Genomic DNA, 18,366 nt, shown 5'->3' with positions numbered 1-18,366 from the left:
ATTCTATGGGTTTGAATAAGAAAATCGGTGTCTCAATTTGGGTTGTGCTTCACGCCCTTCTTTTGATTATCGGTATTTCTGTTCCCTGGAATGTGGAGTCCGATCTTTATTCGGTGTTGCCGGATTCCGATGAATTGCATCATGTAAGTGCAGCCGAAAAAGTCTTGAGCGCTCGCAGTATACGGAATATTTCGGTACTGGTGGGGCACGAGAATTTTTCTATTGCCAAGGCTTCCGCTGAAGCGCTGTTCGCGTCCTTTGAAAAAGATGAATCTTTTGATGAAATCCGTCTGCATGTAGATGAAAATGCCATGCAGGAAAACAGAGATTTTCTATTTGAAAATCGCTATGTGTTGCAGGGATCTCCTGTACGTGAAATGTTGAAGTCCGGGGATGTAGAAACCTTGAAGAACGAAGCTCTTCAGAAAGTTTATGGTGCATTCTCCCTGGCCGACTTGAATCGTCTTGAACAGGATCCGCTTTTACTTGGGGAACAGAGCTTTGAATATTTCACCCTGAATTCGCCATTGATGGGCGGCAAGTTTACCTTGAAGGAAGGGGTGCTTACCGCAACGGATTCCGCAAACGGTTTATTGGAAAGTCCTGTTAATTACGTCATGTGGAGTGCCGTCCTATCAGAAAAAACACCGTCCATGGCTTCAAAGGGACATGTTCTCTCTCGATTGGACAAAGCCTTGGATTCCCTGCAGCAGGTTTACCCTGGGCTGAAGGTAGCCAAGTCTGGCGTACCTTTCCATAGTTATGAAAGTTCTGGCAACGCCCAGTCCGAAATTGCCTGGATTTCTGGAATTTCCATGGCCTTGATCATTTTGCTTCTTCTGCTAGCCTTTAAAACCGTGTTCCCCCTTGTGGCTACTGTTTTGTCTATTACCGTGGCCGCCGCTACGGCTTTGGCTGGAACCTGGGCTATTTTCGGATCGATTCATATTTTCACTTTTGTTTTCGGCACCAGCGTCATTGGCGTGAGCATTGATTATGCCATTCATTTCTTTACCAGCTGGAAGAATGGGGTGAAGGACGTTCGCAGGCATATCTTCAAGGGACTGCTGTTGGGATTTATGACCACGGAACTCAGCTACATTGCCCTCACATTTGCTGCATTCCCTTTGTTGCGCCAGATGGCTGTGTTTTCGCTTATCGGGCTGGCAAGTTCCTTTGCGACAATTACCTTGTTGTTCCCGGTTATTTCGCAGCCTCGCCGCCAGGGAGGTTTGCCAGCCCTCGTTCCACAAAAGGTGCTGAAGGTATACGAACGTTTTCCTGCGGGTCGCAATCTTCGTCAAATTTTAGGAGGCGTATTTGTTGTGGCGTTGCTTCCGGGACTTTACCTGCTGAATGTTCATACGGATATGCGATCTCTCTATAGCATGAGCGATGAACTGAAGGCCGCAGAAATTTTAAACGCCCGTCTTAACAACCTTGGAATTTCAGCCAACTATTTCATTGTAGAAGGCGATTCTCCTGAAGAGGTTCTCCAGCGAGAGGAATCGCTTGCTCTGCAATTGGCGTCCGCCCAAACGGATTCCCTGTTATCCGGTTTTCTGGCCACAAGCAGCTTCTTGCCTTCGGTAAAAACGCAGAAGAAAACTTGGACTGCTGTTCAACAGCTTGCTCCATCAGTGCAGTCATTTGTGTCCGAACTGGGAATCGTCAGCGATTCAGCCTTTAAGGCGAGCCTTGCTACGGAACCCGCTTACTTAACTCCCGAAAGTCGTTTCCCCTCTTCTATCAAGAGCCTTCTGAATATGTTGTGGATTGGCGAGGTGAACGGGAAATTCTACAGTGCGGTTTTACCTTTGCACGTATCTTTAAAATTTGATGCAGCTGCACTGACTCAAGACCTACCTAAAGTTTATGCCGTGAACAAGATGGCGAATATTAACGCAACCCTGACAAAACTATCCCATGCGTCTCTGTTGCTGGTAGCTGTTGCCTATGTAATTGTATTCCTGGTTCTTGTTCTTGTATACAGAATTCGTCAGGCAGTCCGCATAATTCGCGCACCTGTTCTGGCGTGCCTCTTTTTGGCTGCTGTTTTTGGGTATGCAGGAATCGATTTCAATTTCTTTGCCATTGTAGGGGTGATTCTTACCCTTGGTATCGGTATCGATTATGCCCTATTCTTCAAGGAGGGGGGGCGTAGGAATCTGGTTACCACGTTGGCGGTTATGCTTTCGGCTTGTACCACGCTGATTTCTTTTGGCAGTCTAGCCTTTAGTAGTTTTGTGCCGGTCGCCACCTTTGGCCTAGCGACCCTTCTAGGCATTATTTGTTGCTTTATTTTGTCTCCCTTTAGCGGGGAGTGAATTTAAATTTTCTAGCTTTGCTCTCGATGGAATTCCTTACCCCGAGAGCTTTTTTTATTGCCGCAGCATGTCTATGTTGCCTGTTTTTTGGGGCATGCCATAAGGCTGTAGTAAAACCGGATTCAACAGCCCCGGTGTTTTATTCCGATGGACGTTCCGTACAATTGCTGCCTACACAGGCCATGTCTGGTTCCATAGACATGGCTCAGCGTCTAGAGGGACATTTTGCAAAACCCGATGGCGATACCAGCTCTTTTTCGGGTGACACCTGGGTTCGTGCCAATGATTCCATTCTTTCGATTCACCTGTTTGGCGGTTTTGGTACGACCATTGCAGAATTGACCTATACCAAGGATTCTGTATCCCTGTCCAGTTCCTTCATCGATGGCGAAAAGATGAAGGCTGAATACGTGCTGGCGGATTTCCAGGTTTGTTTTTATCCTTTTGACGCTCTCAAGAATAATTTTGAAAAGGCTGGTTTTGAATTCCGTGAGAAGGTGGAGGGGGCTGACTTTGAACGGACCCTTCTTGAAGACGGGAATACAATCCTTCTTGTCAAAAAGTCTGGTTCCGAAATTGAACTTGTGAACGAGCTGCGAAAATACCGTTACCATATTACCCTTAGCGAAAACTGATGAAGCGTCCTTTATACATTAATGACTTTGCCTTCCACTGCATTCTTGGCGGTGGTAACATGGCCAATCACCATGAAGTTCTTGAAAAATTGAATAATGCGGAACGCGGTGAATTTACCATGTACGATGTGGCAGGCGTTATGCGGCCGGCTGCATCGATTGATCCGAATACCTTGCCTCCTGTAGCTGACAAGTGGTTCGATAATCGCGTGAACCGTTTGGCTCAGGCGGCTTTGTCTGGTATAAATGGCGACGGACTGGATGATACAATCAGGAAAGCCGTTGAAAAGTTTGGTGCAGACCGCGTAGGTATTTTTATCGGTTCCTGCGATAATGGATCTGAGGCATCCCTTTCGGCATTGCGTTGTTTTAAAGAAACGGGCAAGTATCCAGAAGGTTATGTCCTGGATATGCAGCGTGCTGATTTCCCTGCAAGGTTTATTGCGGAACGTTATGGAATCAAGGGCACGATTCTTGTTCATTCCACAGCTTGTGCATCTAGTGCCAGCGCTTTCATTTCTGCCCGAAATAGTCTCTATGCCGGTCATTGTGACGTGGCGATTGTGGGCGGGGTGGATATTTCCTCGTTACCGGTCATTCTCGGGTTTGCATCGTTAGAAGCGATGAGCGATCAGCCTACCAATCCTTTTAGTGCAAATCGTTCAGGTCTGACCCTGGGCGATGCGGCAGCCTTCTTTGTGGTGACCAGGGAGCCTTGCCCGGAACTGTGTGCAGAGCCGACCTTGAAGGTGATTGGTTGTGGTGAAAGTGCCGATGCCGACCATATTACGGCACCCCGGACCGATGGAATGGGTGCTGTTCTGGCGATGCATGCCGCTCTTGAAGATGCCGGAATTTCAGCGGATCAGATTGGCTATGTGAATCTGCATGGTACTGGAACCAGGTTGAACGATTCCATGGAAAGCAAGGCCATTGCCAAGGTGTTCGGCTCCGAAGAAAATGGGGCGTCTGTCCCGGTAAGTTCCACAAAGGCCTTGACCGGTCATTCTCTGGGGGCTGCCGGTGCTCTAGAGATTGCGTTCTGTTGTATGTCCCTAAAAAATGGGGGAGTGTTGCCTGCTCATCTGAATGATGGGGTGGTGGATCCGGCATTCCCTGCGGTACATCTCGTGGCTCCTGGCGAAATTGCCAACGGGTTGAAGTATTGTATGAGCAACTCCTTTGCCTTTGGCGGATGTAACGTTTCGCTTATTGTAGAAAACGGCTAAGATGTAGGAATACTGATGATTGAAGAATTCAAGACAAGAGACTCCGTCAGTGAACTTGTGCCCCACAAGGGTAAAATGCTTCTGCTGGACCGAGTCCAGAGCTATAGCCTAGAAGAGATTTCCATATCCACGGAAATTGATATTCGCAAGGACTGCATGTTCTATGATGAAAATCTAGGCGGTGTGCCCGCCTGGATTGCCTTTGAATATATGGCGCAGAGTATTTCCGCTCTGTCGGGAATTTATGGACGTTCCAAAGGCGAAAAACCGAAGGTCGGTTTTATTATGAGCGTGTCTAGTTTCAAGACTGATATTCCTGTGTTTAAGACGGGGGATACTGTCGTGGTAAAAGTTCGCCAGACCATCCGCATGGATATGGCGGTAACATTTGATGGATCCGCTTCGGTAGACGGAAAGCAGGTCGTTGCTGCAACGTTGAATACCGTAGAGGTTCCTGATCCCAAGGCGTCCTTGGGTTTGTGAGTGTGTAGAGGGTAAAATGGATAATAATAAGACTGAAAATGCTAAGAGTGTATTGGTTACTGGAGCCAGTGGCGGAATTGGACTTGCCATTGTCGAAGCCTTGGCCAATGCCGGATACACCGTGGTGGCTCATTACAATCGAAATGCGGCTCCCGTTGATGCCTTGGCCGAAAAGATTCGCGCCAATGGCGGTTGTGTTCGTACTCTGCAATTTGATATCAGCAATCGCGAGCAGTGCAAGGAAGTAATCGAAAAGGACATTGCCGAAAATGGCGTTTATTATGGCGTCGTGACCAATGCCGGTGTCTGTGCCGATATGCCTTTCCCTGCCATGACCGGCGAGTTCTGGGACAAGGTGATCGATACCAACCTGAACGGTTTTTATAATGTGATGTTCCCCATTGTAATGCCCATGTGCCGCAAGCGTCGTGGACGTATTGTGACCATTTCTTCTGTGTCTGGCGTTATCGGTAATCGTGGCCAGGTAAACTACAGCGCATCAAAGGCTGGCCTTATCGGAGCCACAAAGGCTTTGGCCACCGAACTGGCTAGCCGTAACATCACGGTGAATAGCGTCGCTCCTGGCATCATTGAAACAGAAATGATCAAGGATGCCCCTCTGGATATGATCTTGCCGGCAGTTCCCATGAAACGTGTGGGCAAACCTGAAGAAGTGGCCGCCACGGTTGTGTTCTTGCTTTCTGATGGAGCAGCCTATATTACCCGCCAGGTAATTTCTGTAAATGGAGGTTTGGCATGAGTCGTAGAGTTGTCGTTACCGGTGGTTCCTGCATTTCTTCCCTCGGCATGGAACTGGATGAAATTTTCACTAGCCTAAAGTCTTTGAAGAATCGCATTGTCCGTATGGAAGATTGGGATAAGTATACCCAGATGAACACTCGTCTGGCTGCACCCATTCTTTATGACTTGCCGGAATACCCCCGCAAGAAAATCCGTGGTGCCGGTCGCGTGGGACTCCTGGCTTTGGCCTCTGCCGACAAGGCAATGCAGGTGGCTGGCCTCACTGGCGATACCGAACTTTTAAAGTCTGGCCGAGTGGGTGTGGCTTACGGTTCTTCTATGGGTAGCGTCAATCCTCTGATGGATTTCTTCTCCATGTTGAATCCTCCCTACGATTGCTCCAAGATTACAGCTACCACTTATATCCGCTCTATGCCCCAGACTTGCGCCGTGAATATCAGCGTGTTCTTTGGCATGACTGGACGTCTGATTACCACCAATACCGCATGCACCAGCGGAAGCCTTTCTATCGGTTACGCTTACGAAGCCATTAAGTATGGCATGCAGGATGTGATGGTGGCTGGCGGTGCCGACGAACTGGATCCTACAGAATCTGCAGTCTTTGATACCTTGTTCGCAACTAGCGTCAAGAACGATACTCCGGAACTGACTCCTGCCGCCTATGACAAGGATCGTGACGGTCTGGTCATTGGCGAAGGTGCCGGTACCTTGGTGCTTGAAGAATATGAACACGCCAAGGCCCGTGGCGCGCACATCTATGCAGAACTGGTGGGCTTCGGTCACAATACCGATGGCGACCACATTACCCAGCCCAAGAAGGAAACCATGCAGCACGCCCTGGAACTTGCCCTTCTGGATTCCGGTGTTGCTCCCGAAGCCATTGGCTACGTGAACGGTCATGGCACTGCTACCCATCATGGAGATATTGCCGAAAGCTGGGCCACTTACGGTGCCTTCAGGAATCGGGCCGTTCCTCTATCCAGTCTCAAGAGCTACATCGGTCACTCCCTCGGTGCCTGTGGCGGCATTGAAGCCTGGCTTGGCATCAACATGATGAATCGTGGCTGGTTCAGCCCCAATCTTAACTTGAAGAACGTGGATCCGGAATGCGCTCCCCTGGATTACATTACCGGTTCTGGTCGCGAAATGGATGTGGAATACTTTATGTCCAACAACTTCGCTTTCGGCGGTATTAATACTTCGCTGATTTTCAAGAAAGTCTAATTAAGAAATGGACCTTAAAAAGGCTGCGGTTCTTTTTGAACAGCAGCCTTTCTTCATATGGGATAAAACGTCTTTTAGCCTTCCAGTTTTTTATTTACCAGCGCGATAATCTTGTCCCTTTCGCCACACCAGTTGGGGGCGATCAGCAGTTCGCTGGGGCTTTCACCGCTAAAACGTTCGATGGCTGTTTCGGTTCCGATAATCTTGATCATTTCTGCAACGGCGTCGCAGTATTCCTCGAATGTCAGGAGGGTAATCTGTCCGTTGGCGTAATCCTCGGCCATGGCTGTTCCCACCACGATATGCAGGGGGTGAATTTTCACGGCGGCCAGATGCAGGTCGCGAACCACTTGGGCCGTGCGCTTGAAGTCGTCCATGGTTTCGCCGGGGAGGCCTACGATGACATGGGTCGTCACGCAGAGACCTGCTGCCTGGCAACGGGTGACTGCGTCTTCGAATTCCGCCAGAGTATGTCTACGGTTAATGCCAGCCAATGTCAAGTCGCTGGCTGTCTGCAGTCCGATTTCCACGATTATGGGCTTCTTCTTGTTTAGAGACGCCAGGTAGTCCACCTTGTCCTGTTCCAGGCAATCGGGGCGGGTTCCGATGGCGAGACCGGCAATTTCCGGATGCTTGATGATGGGGCCGATAATCCCCTTTAAGTGTTCCAGGGGTGCGTGGGTATTTGTATAAGGCTGCAGATAAGCCAAAATACCGGCGTTGGGGTACTTGTCCCTCAGTTTCGGCACGAATTTTTCCAGTTGTTCCTGGATGCTGACCTTGGCTTGGTCAAAAACAGGGCTGAAACTGCGATTGTTGCAGTAAGAACAGCCCGAAAAACCCTTGGTACCGTCCAAATTAGGACAGTTCATGCCTCCGTTAAGAGGAAGTTTCCTCACTTTTAGGTAGTTCGGGAACAATTTTGCTAACAAGTCACGGTAAGGCGTGTAGTTCATACTTGAATAATAGCTTAAAAATGATGCAAATGTCGCAACAGATAATGCTCTTTGACGTAATAATTAAGGTTAGACATGACGTATTTCGTTAAATTGTATTTATATTTCCTTGTGGTATGGGATGAAACGAGGAAATATTGAAGCTATTTCGTCTATTTACATCGGCTTTTTTGTGCATTCTTGCATTATTTCTTGCAAGTGTCCTTTTTGGATGCAAGAAAGACGAGTCCGTCATACTCCGTTCGAACCCTGTACCGCCCCCCAAGGATACTGTCGTTATTGTTCCCGTTGATACTGTTCCTGCTCCCGCCGATACAGTAGTTGATTCTGTCGAAACACCTGTCGATACGGTTCCTGCGGTTGATACCGTGGCTCCCGTGCCACCGCCAAAGGTCGAGGCGAAGCCTATTTCCAAAAAGAAGATTACCCTTATTACGTCTCAGAAAAAATCTAATAACAGTGCCGTCGATTCCCTGGCCCTTTTGCCTGTGCCTACCGAACCGGATTCCGCCATGGTGGCTCTTTGCAGCGACGTGGGTGAGAACGAATTCTGCGATCTTCGCGACGGTAAGCGCTACGATATTGTTGTCATTGGCCGTCAGACCTGGTTCCGTCGTAATCTTGCTTACGAAACAGAAGGCAGCTGGTGTCCCAACGATCAGGAAGAAAACTGCACTCTTTACGGTAGACTTTATCAGTGGAGTTCCGCCAATTCTTGCCCCGAAGGGTGGCATCTTCCCACGATGAGGGATTTTACCATTCTTCATGATTATGTGCTCAAGAAGAATGCCGGTCAAGAAGGTGTTGGAACGAGCCTCAAGACTATTGTCGGCTGGAATGACGATGATATGGGTGAGGTCCCTGTGGGTACAAACCGTTATGGCTTTGGTGCAAAACCTGCCGGCTATCGCGACACTCGTGGACTCTACGTGTCCGTTGGCGATGAAGCCAATTTCTGGACCTCACACGAAATCATCGGTGAAAACAGGGCATCTTACTGGAACCTCTACTACGGCAACCAGGACTTCATCGGATCTTACGTTGGTCTGAAAACCTCCGCCATGTCCGTCCGTTGCATCAAGGACTAAGCCCTGGATAGCCTAGAAAAGACGTTGTTCCAATACCTGAATCAAAAGGTCTTTGTGAACTGCAAGTGAAGCCTGCGTTACAAGGTGACGGAAGCTAATTCTTCGCCGGTTTCAAGATGGTGGATGCTGAACTTGCCGTTGTCGTAGAAACCGAAGGTGGGTGGGTTGCCGCCCTTGGGCAGACTGGTTGATCCGGGATTTACCATGAGCACGCCCTTGAAGTTCCTTTGCAGCTGGTAAATGTGTGTATGGCCATAAAGATAGGCGTCAATGGGGCGGTCTTCTTTAAGGGTGGGGTCCAGCTGAGAAAGTGCGTTAGACGGGAAACATTCCGGCATAAAAATATGGCCATGGCTTAGGAACAAGCGCACGGGTCCATCTTCAACTACGGCATATTCATCTTCGATCTTGATGAAGTCCAGCATCATCAAGTCAACGTCGGCATCGCAGTTGCCGCGGGCGGCTACAATCTTATCCGCATAAGGTCGCAACGCATCCACAACTCCCATGGGACCGTGTCCTTCGGGCAGCGGGTTACGTGGCCCGTGATAAAGAGTGTCTCCCAGCAAGAAAATCTTGTCGCAGCCGAACTTTTCGAAGAAGGACAATGCCCGTCGTGCTGCGATTGCAGAACCATGAATATCAGAAAGAATTAAAGCACGCATACGAAGCAAAAGTAAATAATTAACAGTGAATAGTGAAGAGTGAATAGTGAAGAGTGGGGGGGGGGGCTGCGTGTCATCCTGAGCGAAGTCGCGAAGCGACGAAGTCGAAGAATCTAGTGACGTAGATATGAATTAATAAGCCAGGTGCAATCGGCGCGATTAGTTACCTGAAAGGAGCCGCAGGCTCCGCCCTCATACCTCCCGTCTACTACCTACTACCAGCTCTCTCATCCGTTTAGTGCCACGATTCCGCTCACGGCCATATACGCATACACGATTTTCTTTAGCACCTTGTGGGGAATTTTCTTGAAAACCTTGCCGCCAATAAAAGCTCCAAGAATCACGGAGGCCAAACCGTAAACGTAGGCGGCTCCTACTGCAGGTGTTACGAATCCGTTTGTCGCTCTAAAGAACGTCATCATTAGGTTCCCTAGGGCGAAATACACCTGACTGTGGGCGATGTACTTTTCCTTGGTCTCGCAAGATGCCAAAAAGTAGAGCACTGCTGGCGGCCCCTGCATGGCGAACAGGCCTCCCATGACTCCAGAAATAATCCCTAGGACTGCCTGGACGAAAATGGTGGGCTTCAGCTTGATTTTTTCGCTGATAAAGAAGAAGTAGATGCTGATCGCAATTAGAATTACCCCCAGCACATGTTTCAGCATCTTGTCATCGAAGTTTGCCACGGCCCCTACAGCAAAAAAGCTGACTACGGCAAAAATGGCCAGGATGGGCAAAACTTCTTTCCAGACGATGAACTTTCTCATTCGCAGGGCCACGACGATGGACATGGAACCTGCCAACATACCCGATAGGGCTGTAGCTTCTCCATAACTGGGCAGTAGGTGGGGGAGGATTGTCATCACGAAAATGCCGAACCCGAAACCGCTGACCCGCTGGATGAAGCTACCCATGCAGCTAATGCCTACCAGTATGAGAATGTAATGTATTTCCATTATCAATCTCAAATTTAAAAATCTTACTATAATTTTGCATAGAATAAGAGGGAAATATGAAAATGCAAAAAATTTTATATTCATTTTTGCTGCTAGTTGCAGTTATGTGTTTTTGGGCCTGCGGGGATGATAACGGATCCTCCGCGGAGAAGGGCGATTCTCCAAATCGTCAAGGATTGAAGGTTGTTTCTGCAAAATCAGACCTTGATTCCTGCAAGAAATCCATGGAAGGGGAAATGTCCTATGTGACAAGTACGGGCGAATTGTTGCTTTGCCTGGAAGGGGACTGGAAAACCTATGGTGTGAGCAAGATTCCCGTATACGAGTCAAGTGACGGTAAGGACGGTGTCAATGGCACCGACGGTAAAGATGGTGTCAATGGAACCGATGGCAAGGACGGTGTCAATGGAACCGATGGCAAGGACGGCATCAATGGAACCGACGGCGAAGACGGCAAGGATGGTGTGGATGGTCTAAGCTGTTCTGGTGAATATCGTGAGGACGAAAAGGGAATCGATATTTACTGTGGCAAAGATTTTATAGGAACGATTTGGAATGGAACCGATGGTCAGACCGGTAACAATGGTGGTACCACTGCAAGTATTGATTTTAATAAGGCAGAACATGTGGAAATTGGCGATACCGTATGGAGTTATTCCGATTCCTTGTTAATTCGTATTAGCGATAACGATATCCTGACTAAAAAGGATACTGTTGAAGTTACTGTGACCAGTACCTCTGATTCCAAGGGAATTGTGCTGACTGCAGAACTTAGGGACGGTTTCTACTATGCCATGCTGTTCTTCGCTCAGAAGAGTTCTGGATCCAGGACGATCAAGGTGCAGGATGGGGATAACGTGGTTATCAGCTACAAGGATGAAAATCCAGAAAGAGTCATTAAACGCAATGTAGCCTTTATCCTAGCATCCAAGAGTGAACGGGACTTCATCTCCCTGGATAAACCTTGGTATTACGGGGACAGTGCCGAAGTGGTTGTTACCGTTAACGATAAGAATGCCGAAGGGGATACCATTCAGGTATCTATGATTTTGTGCTATAACGACGGCTATGAATGTCATTATACAGAAAATGAGGGCGGCTTCGGTACCTATGACGCCCATCTCAAGCTTGCTGGTGCAGGTGGCCTTTATAAAGGAAGTTTCTTTATTGTGAATGAAGGTAAGAATCACGATAACTACTTCTATTCTGATCCTGCGAAAATTTTGACAGTTGATGTGCGATATACCTTTAAAGATGAAAAAAAGACATTTGAAAACGTAACTGTCTACTGGAAGAAAAATGCCGATAGCCGAGTGGAGTTTGATGCGGATCGATATAACCAGGCTTCCAAGGGACATTTCTATGTCTATGACGAAGGTTGCGGTAAGGACTCCGTAGAGGTGACGATCTCCAGTAAGGTAAAAGGCGATGAAATCCGCGCTGTTGCTTACAGATATAAGGATTACTTCTATGGAGAATTCCTTATGAATGGCCTCAAGAATGATGGTGTTCTGGCCATTGATGAAAAGGACACCATTCTTATCCAGTATAAAGACGCAACGTTAGGGACTGTATCAAAGGATATGGCCAAGGCTGGATTTGCTCTTTACGCAACGGTATCTTTCGGTGATTCCCTGTATATGGATGTTACTGACAAGGCTGTCCTGAAACTGGTGGATGAAAGCCTTACCGAAAACGATGCGGTGACCATCCGGGTTTCGTCAGAATCTGATTTTTATGGCGTACTGGTTGATATGTATACGGTTCCCGGTGGAGATGGTACGGAACGTATCGGTTACGTTGAATTCACGAAGGATCCCGAGGTTGTAAATGTAGAGAACTTCGAGAAAAAAGTCTTTGTGAAGGATAAGGAAACCCTTCTTGCATCCTATTCCACCAATCGATTGGCTTCCTCGACCAAGTGGTTTGAGGCTAAGGCCTTCTGGGCCGACAAGAATACGTGCTTTATAGACAAGCGTGATGGCAGAGCCTATAAATTCGTTACCATGGGAGACCAGGTTTGGATGGCGGAAAACCTTGCGTACGGAGATGGAAAGTTCTACGATAACGATTCTATCAAGTACAGTTCTTACGGAAAGCTTTACACCTGGGCGCAGGCTTTAGATACTGCAGAAGCGATTTGCGCATCGAGTCGTTGTAAAATAGAACGCCCGTATAAGGGTGCTTGCCCTTCTGGTTGGCATTTGCCGAGTCTGGATGAGTTCAAAACCCTTCTTGGTTTTGTGAGTGGTTTCTCGGAATATGGTTCAACGCCATCTCTCCTGAAGACATCCTATGGATGGAAAAGTTATGCAGGCGTCGAAAGTGGCAAGGACCGCTGGGGCTTTGGCGTTTTCCCCATAGGGTATTATTCCAGTTCATCAGATTTTAAAGGCAAGGGCGAGCGTGCGTATTTCTGGCTGGATGAAGATGTCTCTACGACTATAGCTAAGACTATGTATTTCTCTTATCCTTCGGACGTAATTCTTGATACGGAAGAGTATAAGACGTATGGCTACTCTATTCGATGCGTCAAGGATGAGTAAATTGAGCCTCCAGGGGCAGTTTGCCCCCTTTCAATGTTATAAAACAGAGTTTTCTTTAATCTTTATCCTTTTACGCTTTCCGCTAAACGTGTTTTTTATCTTCTTTTGCCAAAACCTTTATCCTTTAACCTTTATCCTTTCTCCTAAATGTGCTATATTTATGGCGTAAATTTTTCAACACCTTATTAAGGAAGGTAAATCATGGCAAGAAAGAAGATTGCACTCGTTGGTGCTGGTCAGATTGGTGGTACTATGGCTCTCGTCCTCGCTCAGAAGCAGCTGGGTGACGTGGTCCTCATCGATATTCCGATGACTGAAGGTATGCCGAAGGGTAAGGCTCTCGACATTATGGAAGGCCGCTCCGTTATGGGCACTTCCTGCAACCTCTCCGGTTCTACCAACTATGACGATATCGCTGGTGCAGACGTCGTTATCGTTACCGCTGGCGTTCCCCGTAAGCCGGGCATGAGCCGTGATGACCTCCTGGGCATCAACTGCGGCGTTATCAAGGACGTGGGCCTCAAGATCAAGGAACTCGCTCCCAACGCATTCGTTATCGTTATCACCAACCCGCTGGACGCAATGGTCTACAACATGCAGAAGGTGACCGGCTTCGATTCCTCCAAGGTTATCGGTATGGCTGGCGTTCTCGACTCTTCTCGTCTCGCTTGCTTCGTTGCAATGGAACTGGGCGTTTCTGCTGAAGACGTTAAGGCAATCGTTATGGGCGGTCACGGTGACACCATGGTCAGCCTCTATGACTGCGTCTCCGTCGGTGGCATTCCTCTGCCGCAGCTCATGAGCAAGGAAAAGTTCGACGAACTTGCTGCTCGTACTGCTAACGCTGGTGGCGAAATCGTTTCTCTCCTCGTCCGCGGCTCTGCATTCTACAGCCCGGCAACTTCCGCTATCAAGATGGCTGAAGCTTACCTCCTGGACAAGAAGAGCGTTCTTACCTGCGCTGTCAAGCTGGACGGCGAATATGCTGGTAAGGGCAAGGGCCTCTACTGCGGCGTTCCCTGCGTGATCGGCGCAAACGGTGTCGAAAAGATCTTCGAAGTGAAGATGAACGACGCTGAAATGGCTGCCTTCGAAAAGTCTATCGAAGCTTGCAAGAAGAACGCTGAATGGGTTGACGCTAATACTTAATTATTAGCCCCTTCGTGTAAAAAGGACCTGCCTTAAAGGGCAGGTCTTTTTTTAGTTTGTAGAATATGTTCTTTTTTTACATTGTCTGCAATTGTATTATTTTTGTTGTATTTTTGTAATACCTTATATAAAGTGTCTTAATAAAGTGTTTTACTTTGAATTGAAAAAAATGTATAAATTGTGTTGATTTTGTTCGTGTATTATATTATTTTTCGCGCAGAAATTCGGATGATAAAAACACTGAATTTGGTTTCTTTATAAGAGAGGGTTAATGCATAATGAGTACAATTTGCGTTAGGTTGGACGAGAAAACAAAAAAGGAATTTCAGGAATTCTGCGATTCTGTTGGAATTTCGGTAACGTCAGCGATTACAATCTTCATTAAGTCTTCTATTCGTGAGAATCGTTTGCCTTTTGAAGTAAGGGGAGGTGAATCACGATTGATTAATGGGTAGTCACCTAAAACTTTTGGGGGGTTATGGGATAAATGTTTGCTTGAATTTTTGAAACTACCTGATGGTAGTTTTTTTTTGTATGAAATGAAAACCCCCAGCTATGCTGGGGTGTTCAAGTAAAGCCTTCTGGCGATCATGAAAAAAGAAATCCATTGGCTAAATTGATGGTGCAGTCTGCCAACTGCATCACAATAAAACCAAAGGATTAATATGAATAATAGAAATACAACTGCACATACAACGTGGAATTGCAAATATCACATTGTGTTTGCCCCAAAATTTAGAAGGAAGGTTTTCTACGGGGAACGCAGACTTGAGATAGGAAAGATTCTGAGAAGATTGTGCGAATGGAAATATTGAGATTTTTGAAGCCGAAGTCTGCGTTGATCATGTACACATGTTGCTTTCGATTCCCCCGAAATACTCGCCATCATCAATCGTCGGATACCTGAAGGGCAAAAGCAGTTTGATGATCAATGAGAAATATCCTGAATTACAGAAAAAATATCGAAGCCGAGTACGGAGAACAGTTAGGCCTATTCGGAAAGAAATAACCCGTTTACGGGTAGCCGGGTAAGGACCATCGCAGGTGGCAGACTGCGTACGCGTGTTAGCGCGTGCCGTAACATAGGGCTTTGTCCGTCTATGAAGAACCACCGGCCGGTGGGTTCCTTTTTTGTGAAAATTGGACTAAAGTATCTGGTTGGAATGACTTTTTTGTGTGTTTGTATATATGCCGTCTTACACTGTTTATACATTGACTGAATGTGAAAAACTCATCCGCTTTCGCGAATGAGTTTCTTTTTCTCCTTCTTTTTTATGGCTTTACTTTACGTCATCTAGTTTCAAGTCGTTGATGAGCGTTGTGCCGCTAATGGTGTAGTGGGCTATCATAGAGGCGTCACTTGTGTATCGGAACTGCTCGCCACCTTCCTTATCCTTGCCCAAGACGACATCTGCGTGCAGACGGACGTTGGCTCCTTCGGGGATGCCGGTTTCGGAGAGGTTGATTGTCCTTTCCCCGGCTGCGCAAATGTCGTGGTAGCCGGAGGGTTCGTACACTCCCGAACTGTTGTCGGATTCCGGGTCATTCCAGTTGATTCGCATTCTAACAACGAATGCACCAGAATTCTTCAGCGTGATTGCCTTGATGTGCTTGATTTTTGCCATTTTATTCTCCTTCTTAGGCGTGTTTTTAACTAGGAATGTGTAGACATTCCCATGGGGTGTTTTTCGGAATAGGGGATGCTTGCGCGCCCCCTATATTTTTTGAGGTGTAGTTTCTTTATTGGGGTTTGGACCTAGATCTTGCTAAAATCGGTCAACTGTTCGTGGGGCAGGTTTTCATCTGCACGATTCAGGTGGACCTTGCCGATTTTTTTGACATTTTCAATGTTGAAGCATAAGTCGTTGGGGGTTACGAACATGGCCTGCATCTCTCGAGCGTTCTTGATCATGTCCTTAATCGAGGTGAAGGTAAATCCCAGCACTTCCATGAGCGTTTTCAGCAAGTTTTCGATGGCGCTGCTGAGTGCGTTTCCCTTTAGCATCATGACGCGGTTGCTGCGGTCGCTTTCAAAGATTTCCTTGGCCAGGTCTTCAATATTGGAAATCGGTTCGGCGTCGTTGATGGCCTGGTGGAATGCCTCTGTCTTGAAATCGTATTCTGCGGCATGTTCTGCGTACAGGTCGAGGAGTGTGTTGGCCTTTCTGCGGTTTTGGTTGAGCAGTCCCTTCTTGGAGGTGCGGCAACTCAAATCGGCGTCCTTTGTCAGTTTCAGCTTAAATTTGCGATTCTTCTTTGAGGCATCCAAATAGCACTGGTAAACCAGGGACGAACAGACCATGGTGTAATTGTGTCGATATTTATCGTCTAACAGTTTTTTTAATTCAGCGGCAAGGCATCTGAGAAGTGCGATGATGATGGATTGCTTGATCCCTGCCTGGGAATGGTCCTTGTAAAGGAGGATTAGGGCCAGGAATACCAAGTCGGCGTAGGGGTAGGGGAGGTCCTGGTCCACGTATCCCTTGGCGGCTGCAAGAACGGGGGCCATTTCCTTATCGGAATAGAAACTGCTCTTGTTGCCAATTTTAGAAGTCTTGATCAGGCGACTGACATAAGCAACGCGATCTTCGGGATTACTGGTTACCTTATGACCCTGGATTCCGGTGGATCCTGCGTCAGTTAGGGCTTCAACGGGCCCATGCTGATAGAATAATGCTCCGTGAGAAACCCAGGAGTTGGTGAAACAGAGGATCAACTTGGTGATAAGGGATTCTTCTCCCTCGCCACTGAATGCCAAAATGTCGCCGGGGCGTAGGTCTTCCAGAGGAATTATCTTAGTGTAATAATCGTCGGGCTTCTTGCCGGTGATTTTTTTTAGGTAGGTGTCAATCTTTTTGCTGTTCTCTTCCATTTTTAGGTTTCCTTTGCTGATGTTTCAAAGATAACCCCTGGTAGTATGGTTCGTCCATCACTCAAATGGGTGATTTTTAGCATTAGTCTAGATTCCACAATAGGCTAATAAAGCATTCCTGCTGCTCTTCAGTAACGCCTTTCAGGAATTCCTTTACGTCGTTTTTCTTGAAATTAGGGTGGTATTCCCTGAGTTTTTGCACATGCTTGTGGCTTTCTTTCAAGTTGCCCTTCTTATTGTTGCAGGCGATCATGAAGAGGCGGGCGAATGGAGTCTCGGGGTGGATCATCAAGACCTGCTGAGAAATGAGTTCGCATTTCTCGTATTCGTCCTGTAGAAGGTAGATAAAGGATTTGGCGATAAGTTGGAATGGTTGCTGATTTACATCGGGAATGTAGAGACTGTTTTCGTCTAAAAGCTTCAGGGCTTCTTTTTGCTTGCCTACCAGCAGGAAGATTTGCGTCAGGTATCTTCGTGCCATGACGTCCTGAGGATTTGCTTCCAGGATTTGCTCGAAATAGGCTATGGCGTCGCTCTTGTTGCCTATTAGGATGTTGTAGAGGGCCATCATGAACTGCGAATAGGCGGAATAGGGTGTGTTCCGCATGGCCTCGCAGGCCAACGCCCCGATTTTGGATGTGTAAATTGTCGCGTCAACCCAGTTTTCGATGATGGCTGTGTAATAGACGTTGGCTAGAGTGTATGCGAGATAACCGTTTCCTTTCTGGGAGTCGAGAATGGATTGCAGACTTGATTCGCATTTCGAAAATTCGTCCCTGTTGCGATTTTCCATCATTACGTTTGCGAAGCTGGAAGCGTACCACCAATCGGATTTTAGATCCGAATTTTCGGCGTACTTGGACGCTGCCGAAATGGTCATGTTGCGGAAAATCTGTATGGCGATGCGGGCTGCGAAAAGTTTGATCTCGTCTTCTGACTTGATCTTTTGAAGATTGGACCAAAGCAAGGTTGAGGATTCATCTTGGTAAAGAGTGATGAATAGAGAGTCGCCGGAACCATGAGTAGCTGTAAGTTTAATCTGGTAATCCGTGCCGTTGTTAATTTCTTCAGGAGGAACGACCTGTATTTTGAAAATATGGTATTGGTGCAGCGCCTCGATCGTTGCGCAGACGACGCTGTAGGCTAGGGGAGTGCTTTCGAGAATGGAATTTTTTTCAAAGGCTACGACAATCTCTCTCTTGTTTGGCGATTGAGAAGATGGACGCTGGCTAAAGTTCTCTTCTGTCAAATCAATCGATGCGGCTTCAGTCCTGTTAGTTACATCAAGAATCTTGTAGATGTTCGCTAGATGGGTTTTTACCGTATTTTCTGAAATGTTCAGAGTACGGCAAATTTCCCCGTTTGTTAATCCCCTTCGCAGCAGATTTAAGACTTCAAGTTGCCGGGATGATAATTCCTCTTTTTTTGATTTTCCAAACATGAGGCAAAATTTAGCCAAAATGTATGTTTTTTT

Annotated in this window: 16 protein-coding genes and 2 pseudogenes; 11 read left to right on the top strand and 7 right to left on the bottom strand. The window is 47.3% G+C overall.

The features are described from left to right. Window positions 1–5: 5 nt before the first annotated feature. The 6 genes from BUB38_RS07990 to BUB38_RS07965 all read left to right on the top strand — a co-directional run bounded on the left by BUB38_RS07990 (window position 6) and on the right by BUB38_RS07965 (window position 6,660). Window positions 6–2,327 carry an MMPL family transporter gene (locus BUB38_RS07990; RefSeq protein ID WP_254794910.1) on the top strand — a complete coding sequence of 774 codons (2,322 nt, stop codon included), beginning with the start codon at window positions 6–8 and terminating at the stop codon, window positions 2,325–2,327. Window positions 2,328–2,461: 134 nt separating this feature from the next. After that, complete coding sequence (locus BUB38_RS07985; RefSeq protein ID WP_158535419.1) at window positions 2,462–2,962, top strand: DUF3261 domain-containing protein; 501 nt, start codon at window positions 2,462–2,464, stop codon at window positions 2,960–2,962. Then, a complete protein-coding gene (locus BUB38_RS07980) occupies window positions 2,962–4,191 on the top strand; it encodes a beta-ketoacyl synthase N-terminal-like domain-containing protein (protein ID WP_073159337.1) in 1,230 nt (409 codons plus the stop codon). Before BUB38_RS07985 ends, BUB38_RS07980 begins: the two co-directional genes overlap by 1 nt. A gap of 15 nt (window positions 4,192–4,206) precedes the next feature. After that, window positions 4,207–4,674, top strand: coding sequence for a hotdog family protein (locus BUB38_RS07975; protein WP_073159335.1), 468 nt, complete (start codon window positions 4,207–4,209; stop codon window positions 4,672–4,674). 16 nt (window positions 4,675–4,690) lie between these two features. After that, complete coding sequence (gene fabG, locus BUB38_RS07970) at window positions 4,691–5,434, top strand: 3-oxoacyl-ACP reductase FabG (RefSeq protein WP_073159333.1); 744 nt, start codon at window positions 4,691–4,693, stop codon at window positions 5,432–5,434. Continuing rightward, window positions 5,431–6,660: a beta-ketoacyl-ACP synthase gene (locus BUB38_RS07965; protein WP_073159331.1), complete on the top strand. Its 1,230-nt coding sequence runs from the start codon at window positions 5,431–5,433 to the stop codon at window positions 6,658–6,660. The genes fabG and BUB38_RS07965 overlap by 4 nt, the downstream gene beginning before the upstream one ends. A 74-nt stretch (window positions 6,661–6,734) precedes the next feature. Here the strand turns inward: BUB38_RS07965 and BUB38_RS07960 are convergent, their stop codons facing one another. After that, complete coding sequence (locus tag BUB38_RS07960; RefSeq protein ID WP_073159329.1) at window positions 6,735–7,616, bottom strand: tRNA modification radical SAM protein MnmL/YtqA; 882 nt, start codon at window positions 7,614–7,616, stop codon at window positions 6,735–6,737. A 137-nt stretch (window positions 7,617–7,753) separates the two neighbouring features. Here BUB38_RS07960 and BUB38_RS07955 point away from each other — a divergent pair, with 137 nt between their 5' ends. Then, window positions 7,754–8,704, top strand: a complete 951-nt coding sequence (locus BUB38_RS07955) for a fibrobacter succinogenes major paralogous domain-containing protein (RefSeq protein ID WP_139258323.1) — start codon at window positions 7,754–7,756, stop codon at window positions 8,702–8,704. Window positions 8,705–8,781: 77 nt separating this feature from the next. On the opposite strand, the gene yfcE is transcribed toward BUB38_RS07955, so the two are convergent. Both yfcE and BUB38_RS07945 read right to left on the bottom strand, forming a co-directional pair. Further along, on the bottom strand, window positions 8,782–9,369 hold the full coding sequence (gene yfcE, locus BUB38_RS07950; protein ID WP_073159325.1) for a phosphodiesterase: 588 nt from the start codon (window positions 9,367–9,369) through the stop codon (window positions 8,782–8,784). A 227-nt stretch (window positions 9,370–9,596) separates the two neighbouring features. Next, on the bottom strand, window positions 9,597–10,325 hold the full coding sequence (locus BUB38_RS07945; protein ID WP_073159432.1) for a sulfite exporter TauE/SafE family protein: 729 nt from the start codon (window positions 10,323–10,325) through the stop codon (window positions 9,597–9,599). 104 nt (window positions 10,326–10,429) lie between these two features. Between BUB38_RS07945 and BUB38_RS07940 the strand changes: the two genes are divergently transcribed. The 4 genes and pseudogenes from BUB38_RS07940 to tnpA form a co-directional block, all read left to right on the top strand. Continuing rightward, window positions 10,430–12,871: an FISUMP domain-containing protein gene (locus tag BUB38_RS07940; RefSeq protein ID WP_073159323.1), complete on the top strand. Its 2,442-nt coding sequence runs from the start codon at window positions 10,430–10,432 to the stop codon at window positions 12,869–12,871. A gap of 201 nt (window positions 12,872–13,072) precedes the next feature. Continuing rightward, on the top strand, window positions 13,073–14,020 hold the full coding sequence (mdh, locus tag BUB38_RS07935; RefSeq protein WP_073159321.1) for a malate dehydrogenase: 948 nt from the start codon (window positions 13,073–13,075) through the stop codon (window positions 14,018–14,020). Window positions 14,021–14,298: 278 nt separating this feature from the next. Beyond that, window positions 14,299–14,475, top strand: a complete 177-nt coding sequence (locus tag BUB38_RS16990; protein WP_073159319.1) for a type II toxin-antitoxin system RelB/DinJ family antitoxin — start codon at window positions 14,299–14,301, stop codon at window positions 14,473–14,475. A gap of 210 nt (window positions 14,476–14,685) precedes the next feature. Then, a pseudogene (gene tnpA, locus BUB38_RS16765) lies at window positions 14,686–14,992 on the top strand (IS200/IS605 family transposase); the annotation flags it as partial. Between the two features lie 308 nt (window positions 14,993–15,300). Here tnpA and BUB38_RS07920 read toward each other — a convergent pair. From BUB38_RS07920 to BUB38_RS16985, 4 genes and pseudogenes are all read right to left on the bottom strand, one after another. Further along, complete coding sequence (locus tag BUB38_RS07920) at window positions 15,301–15,645, bottom strand: hypothetical protein (RefSeq protein WP_249269265.1); 345 nt, start codon at window positions 15,643–15,645, stop codon at window positions 15,301–15,303. Between the two features lie 131 nt (window positions 15,646–15,776). Then, a complete protein-coding gene (locus BUB38_RS07915) occupies window positions 15,777–16,892 on the bottom strand; it encodes a hypothetical protein (RefSeq protein ID WP_073159317.1) in 1,116 nt (371 codons plus the stop codon). Window positions 16,893–16,974: 82 nt separating this feature from the next. Continuing rightward, window positions 16,975–18,141 (bottom strand): tetratricopeptide repeat protein, encoded by a 1,167-nt coding sequence (locus tag BUB38_RS07910; protein WP_254794908.1) that lies wholly within the window; start codon window positions 18,139–18,141, stop codon window positions 16,975–16,977. An 18-nt stretch (window positions 18,142–18,159) separates the two neighbouring features. Further along, window positions 18,160–18,333 (bottom strand): annotated as a pseudogene (locus BUB38_RS16985) (response regulator transcription factor); the annotation flags it as partial. Between the last annotated feature and the right edge of the window lie 33 nt (window positions 18,334–18,366).

Source organism: Fibrobacter sp. UWH5, assembly GCF_900142505.1.
Taxonomy (GTDB): Bacteria; Fibrobacterota; Fibrobacteria; order Fibrobacterales; family Fibrobacteraceae; genus Fibrobacter.
The sequence above is the reverse complement of the archived record's forward strand: the minus strand, read 5'-3'. Positions and strand labels throughout refer to the sequence as shown.

Bases quoted from the DNA above. Each gene is read 5' to 3' on its own strand.
- BUB38_RS07990 (WP_254794910.1), top strand. From the start codon at position 6: ATGGGTTTGAATAAGAAAATCGGTGTCTCAATTTGGGTTGTGCTTCAC.
- BUB38_RS07980 (WP_073159337.1), top strand. From the start codon at position 2,962: ATGAAGCGTCCTTTATACATTAATGACTTTGCCTTCCACTGCATTCTT.
- BUB38_RS07975 (WP_073159335.1), top strand. From the start codon at position 4,207: ATGATTGAAGAATTCAAGACAAGAGACTCCGTCAGTGAACTTGTGCCC.
- fabG (WP_073159333.1), top strand. From the start codon at position 4,691: ATGGATAATAATAAGACTGAAAATGCTAAGAGTGTATTGGTTACTGGA.
- BUB38_RS07965 (WP_073159331.1), top strand. From the start codon at position 5,431: ATGAGTCGTAGAGTTGTCGTTACCGGTGGTTCCTGCATTTCTTCCCTC.
- BUB38_RS07960 (WP_073159329.1), bottom strand. From the start codon at position 7,616: ATGAACTACACGCCTTACCGTGACTTGTTAGCAAAATTGTTCCCGAAC.
- yfcE (WP_073159325.1), bottom strand. From the start codon at position 9,369: ATGCGTGCTTTAATTCTTTCTGATATTCATGGTTCTGCAATCGCAGCA.
- BUB38_RS07945 (WP_073159432.1), bottom strand. From the start codon at position 10,325: ATGGAAATACATTACATTCTCATACTGGTAGGCATTAGCTGCATGGGT.
- BUB38_RS07940 (WP_073159323.1), top strand. From the start codon at position 10,430: ATGTGTTTTTGGGCCTGCGGGGATGATAACGGATCCTCCGCGGAGAAG.
- mdh (WP_073159321.1), top strand. From the start codon at position 13,073: ATGGCAAGAAAGAAGATTGCACTCGTTGGTGCTGGTCAGATTGGTGGT.
- BUB38_RS16990 (WP_073159319.1), top strand. From the start codon at position 14,299: ATGAGTACAATTTGCGTTAGGTTGGACGAGAAAACAAAAAAGGAATTT.
- BUB38_RS07920 (WP_249269265.1), bottom strand. From the start codon at position 15,645: ATGGCAAAAATCAAGCACATCAAGGCAATCACGCTGAAGAATTCTGGT.
- BUB38_RS07915 (WP_073159317.1), bottom strand. From the start codon at position 16,892: ATGGAAGAGAACAGCAAAAAGATTGACACCTACCTAAAAAAAATCACC.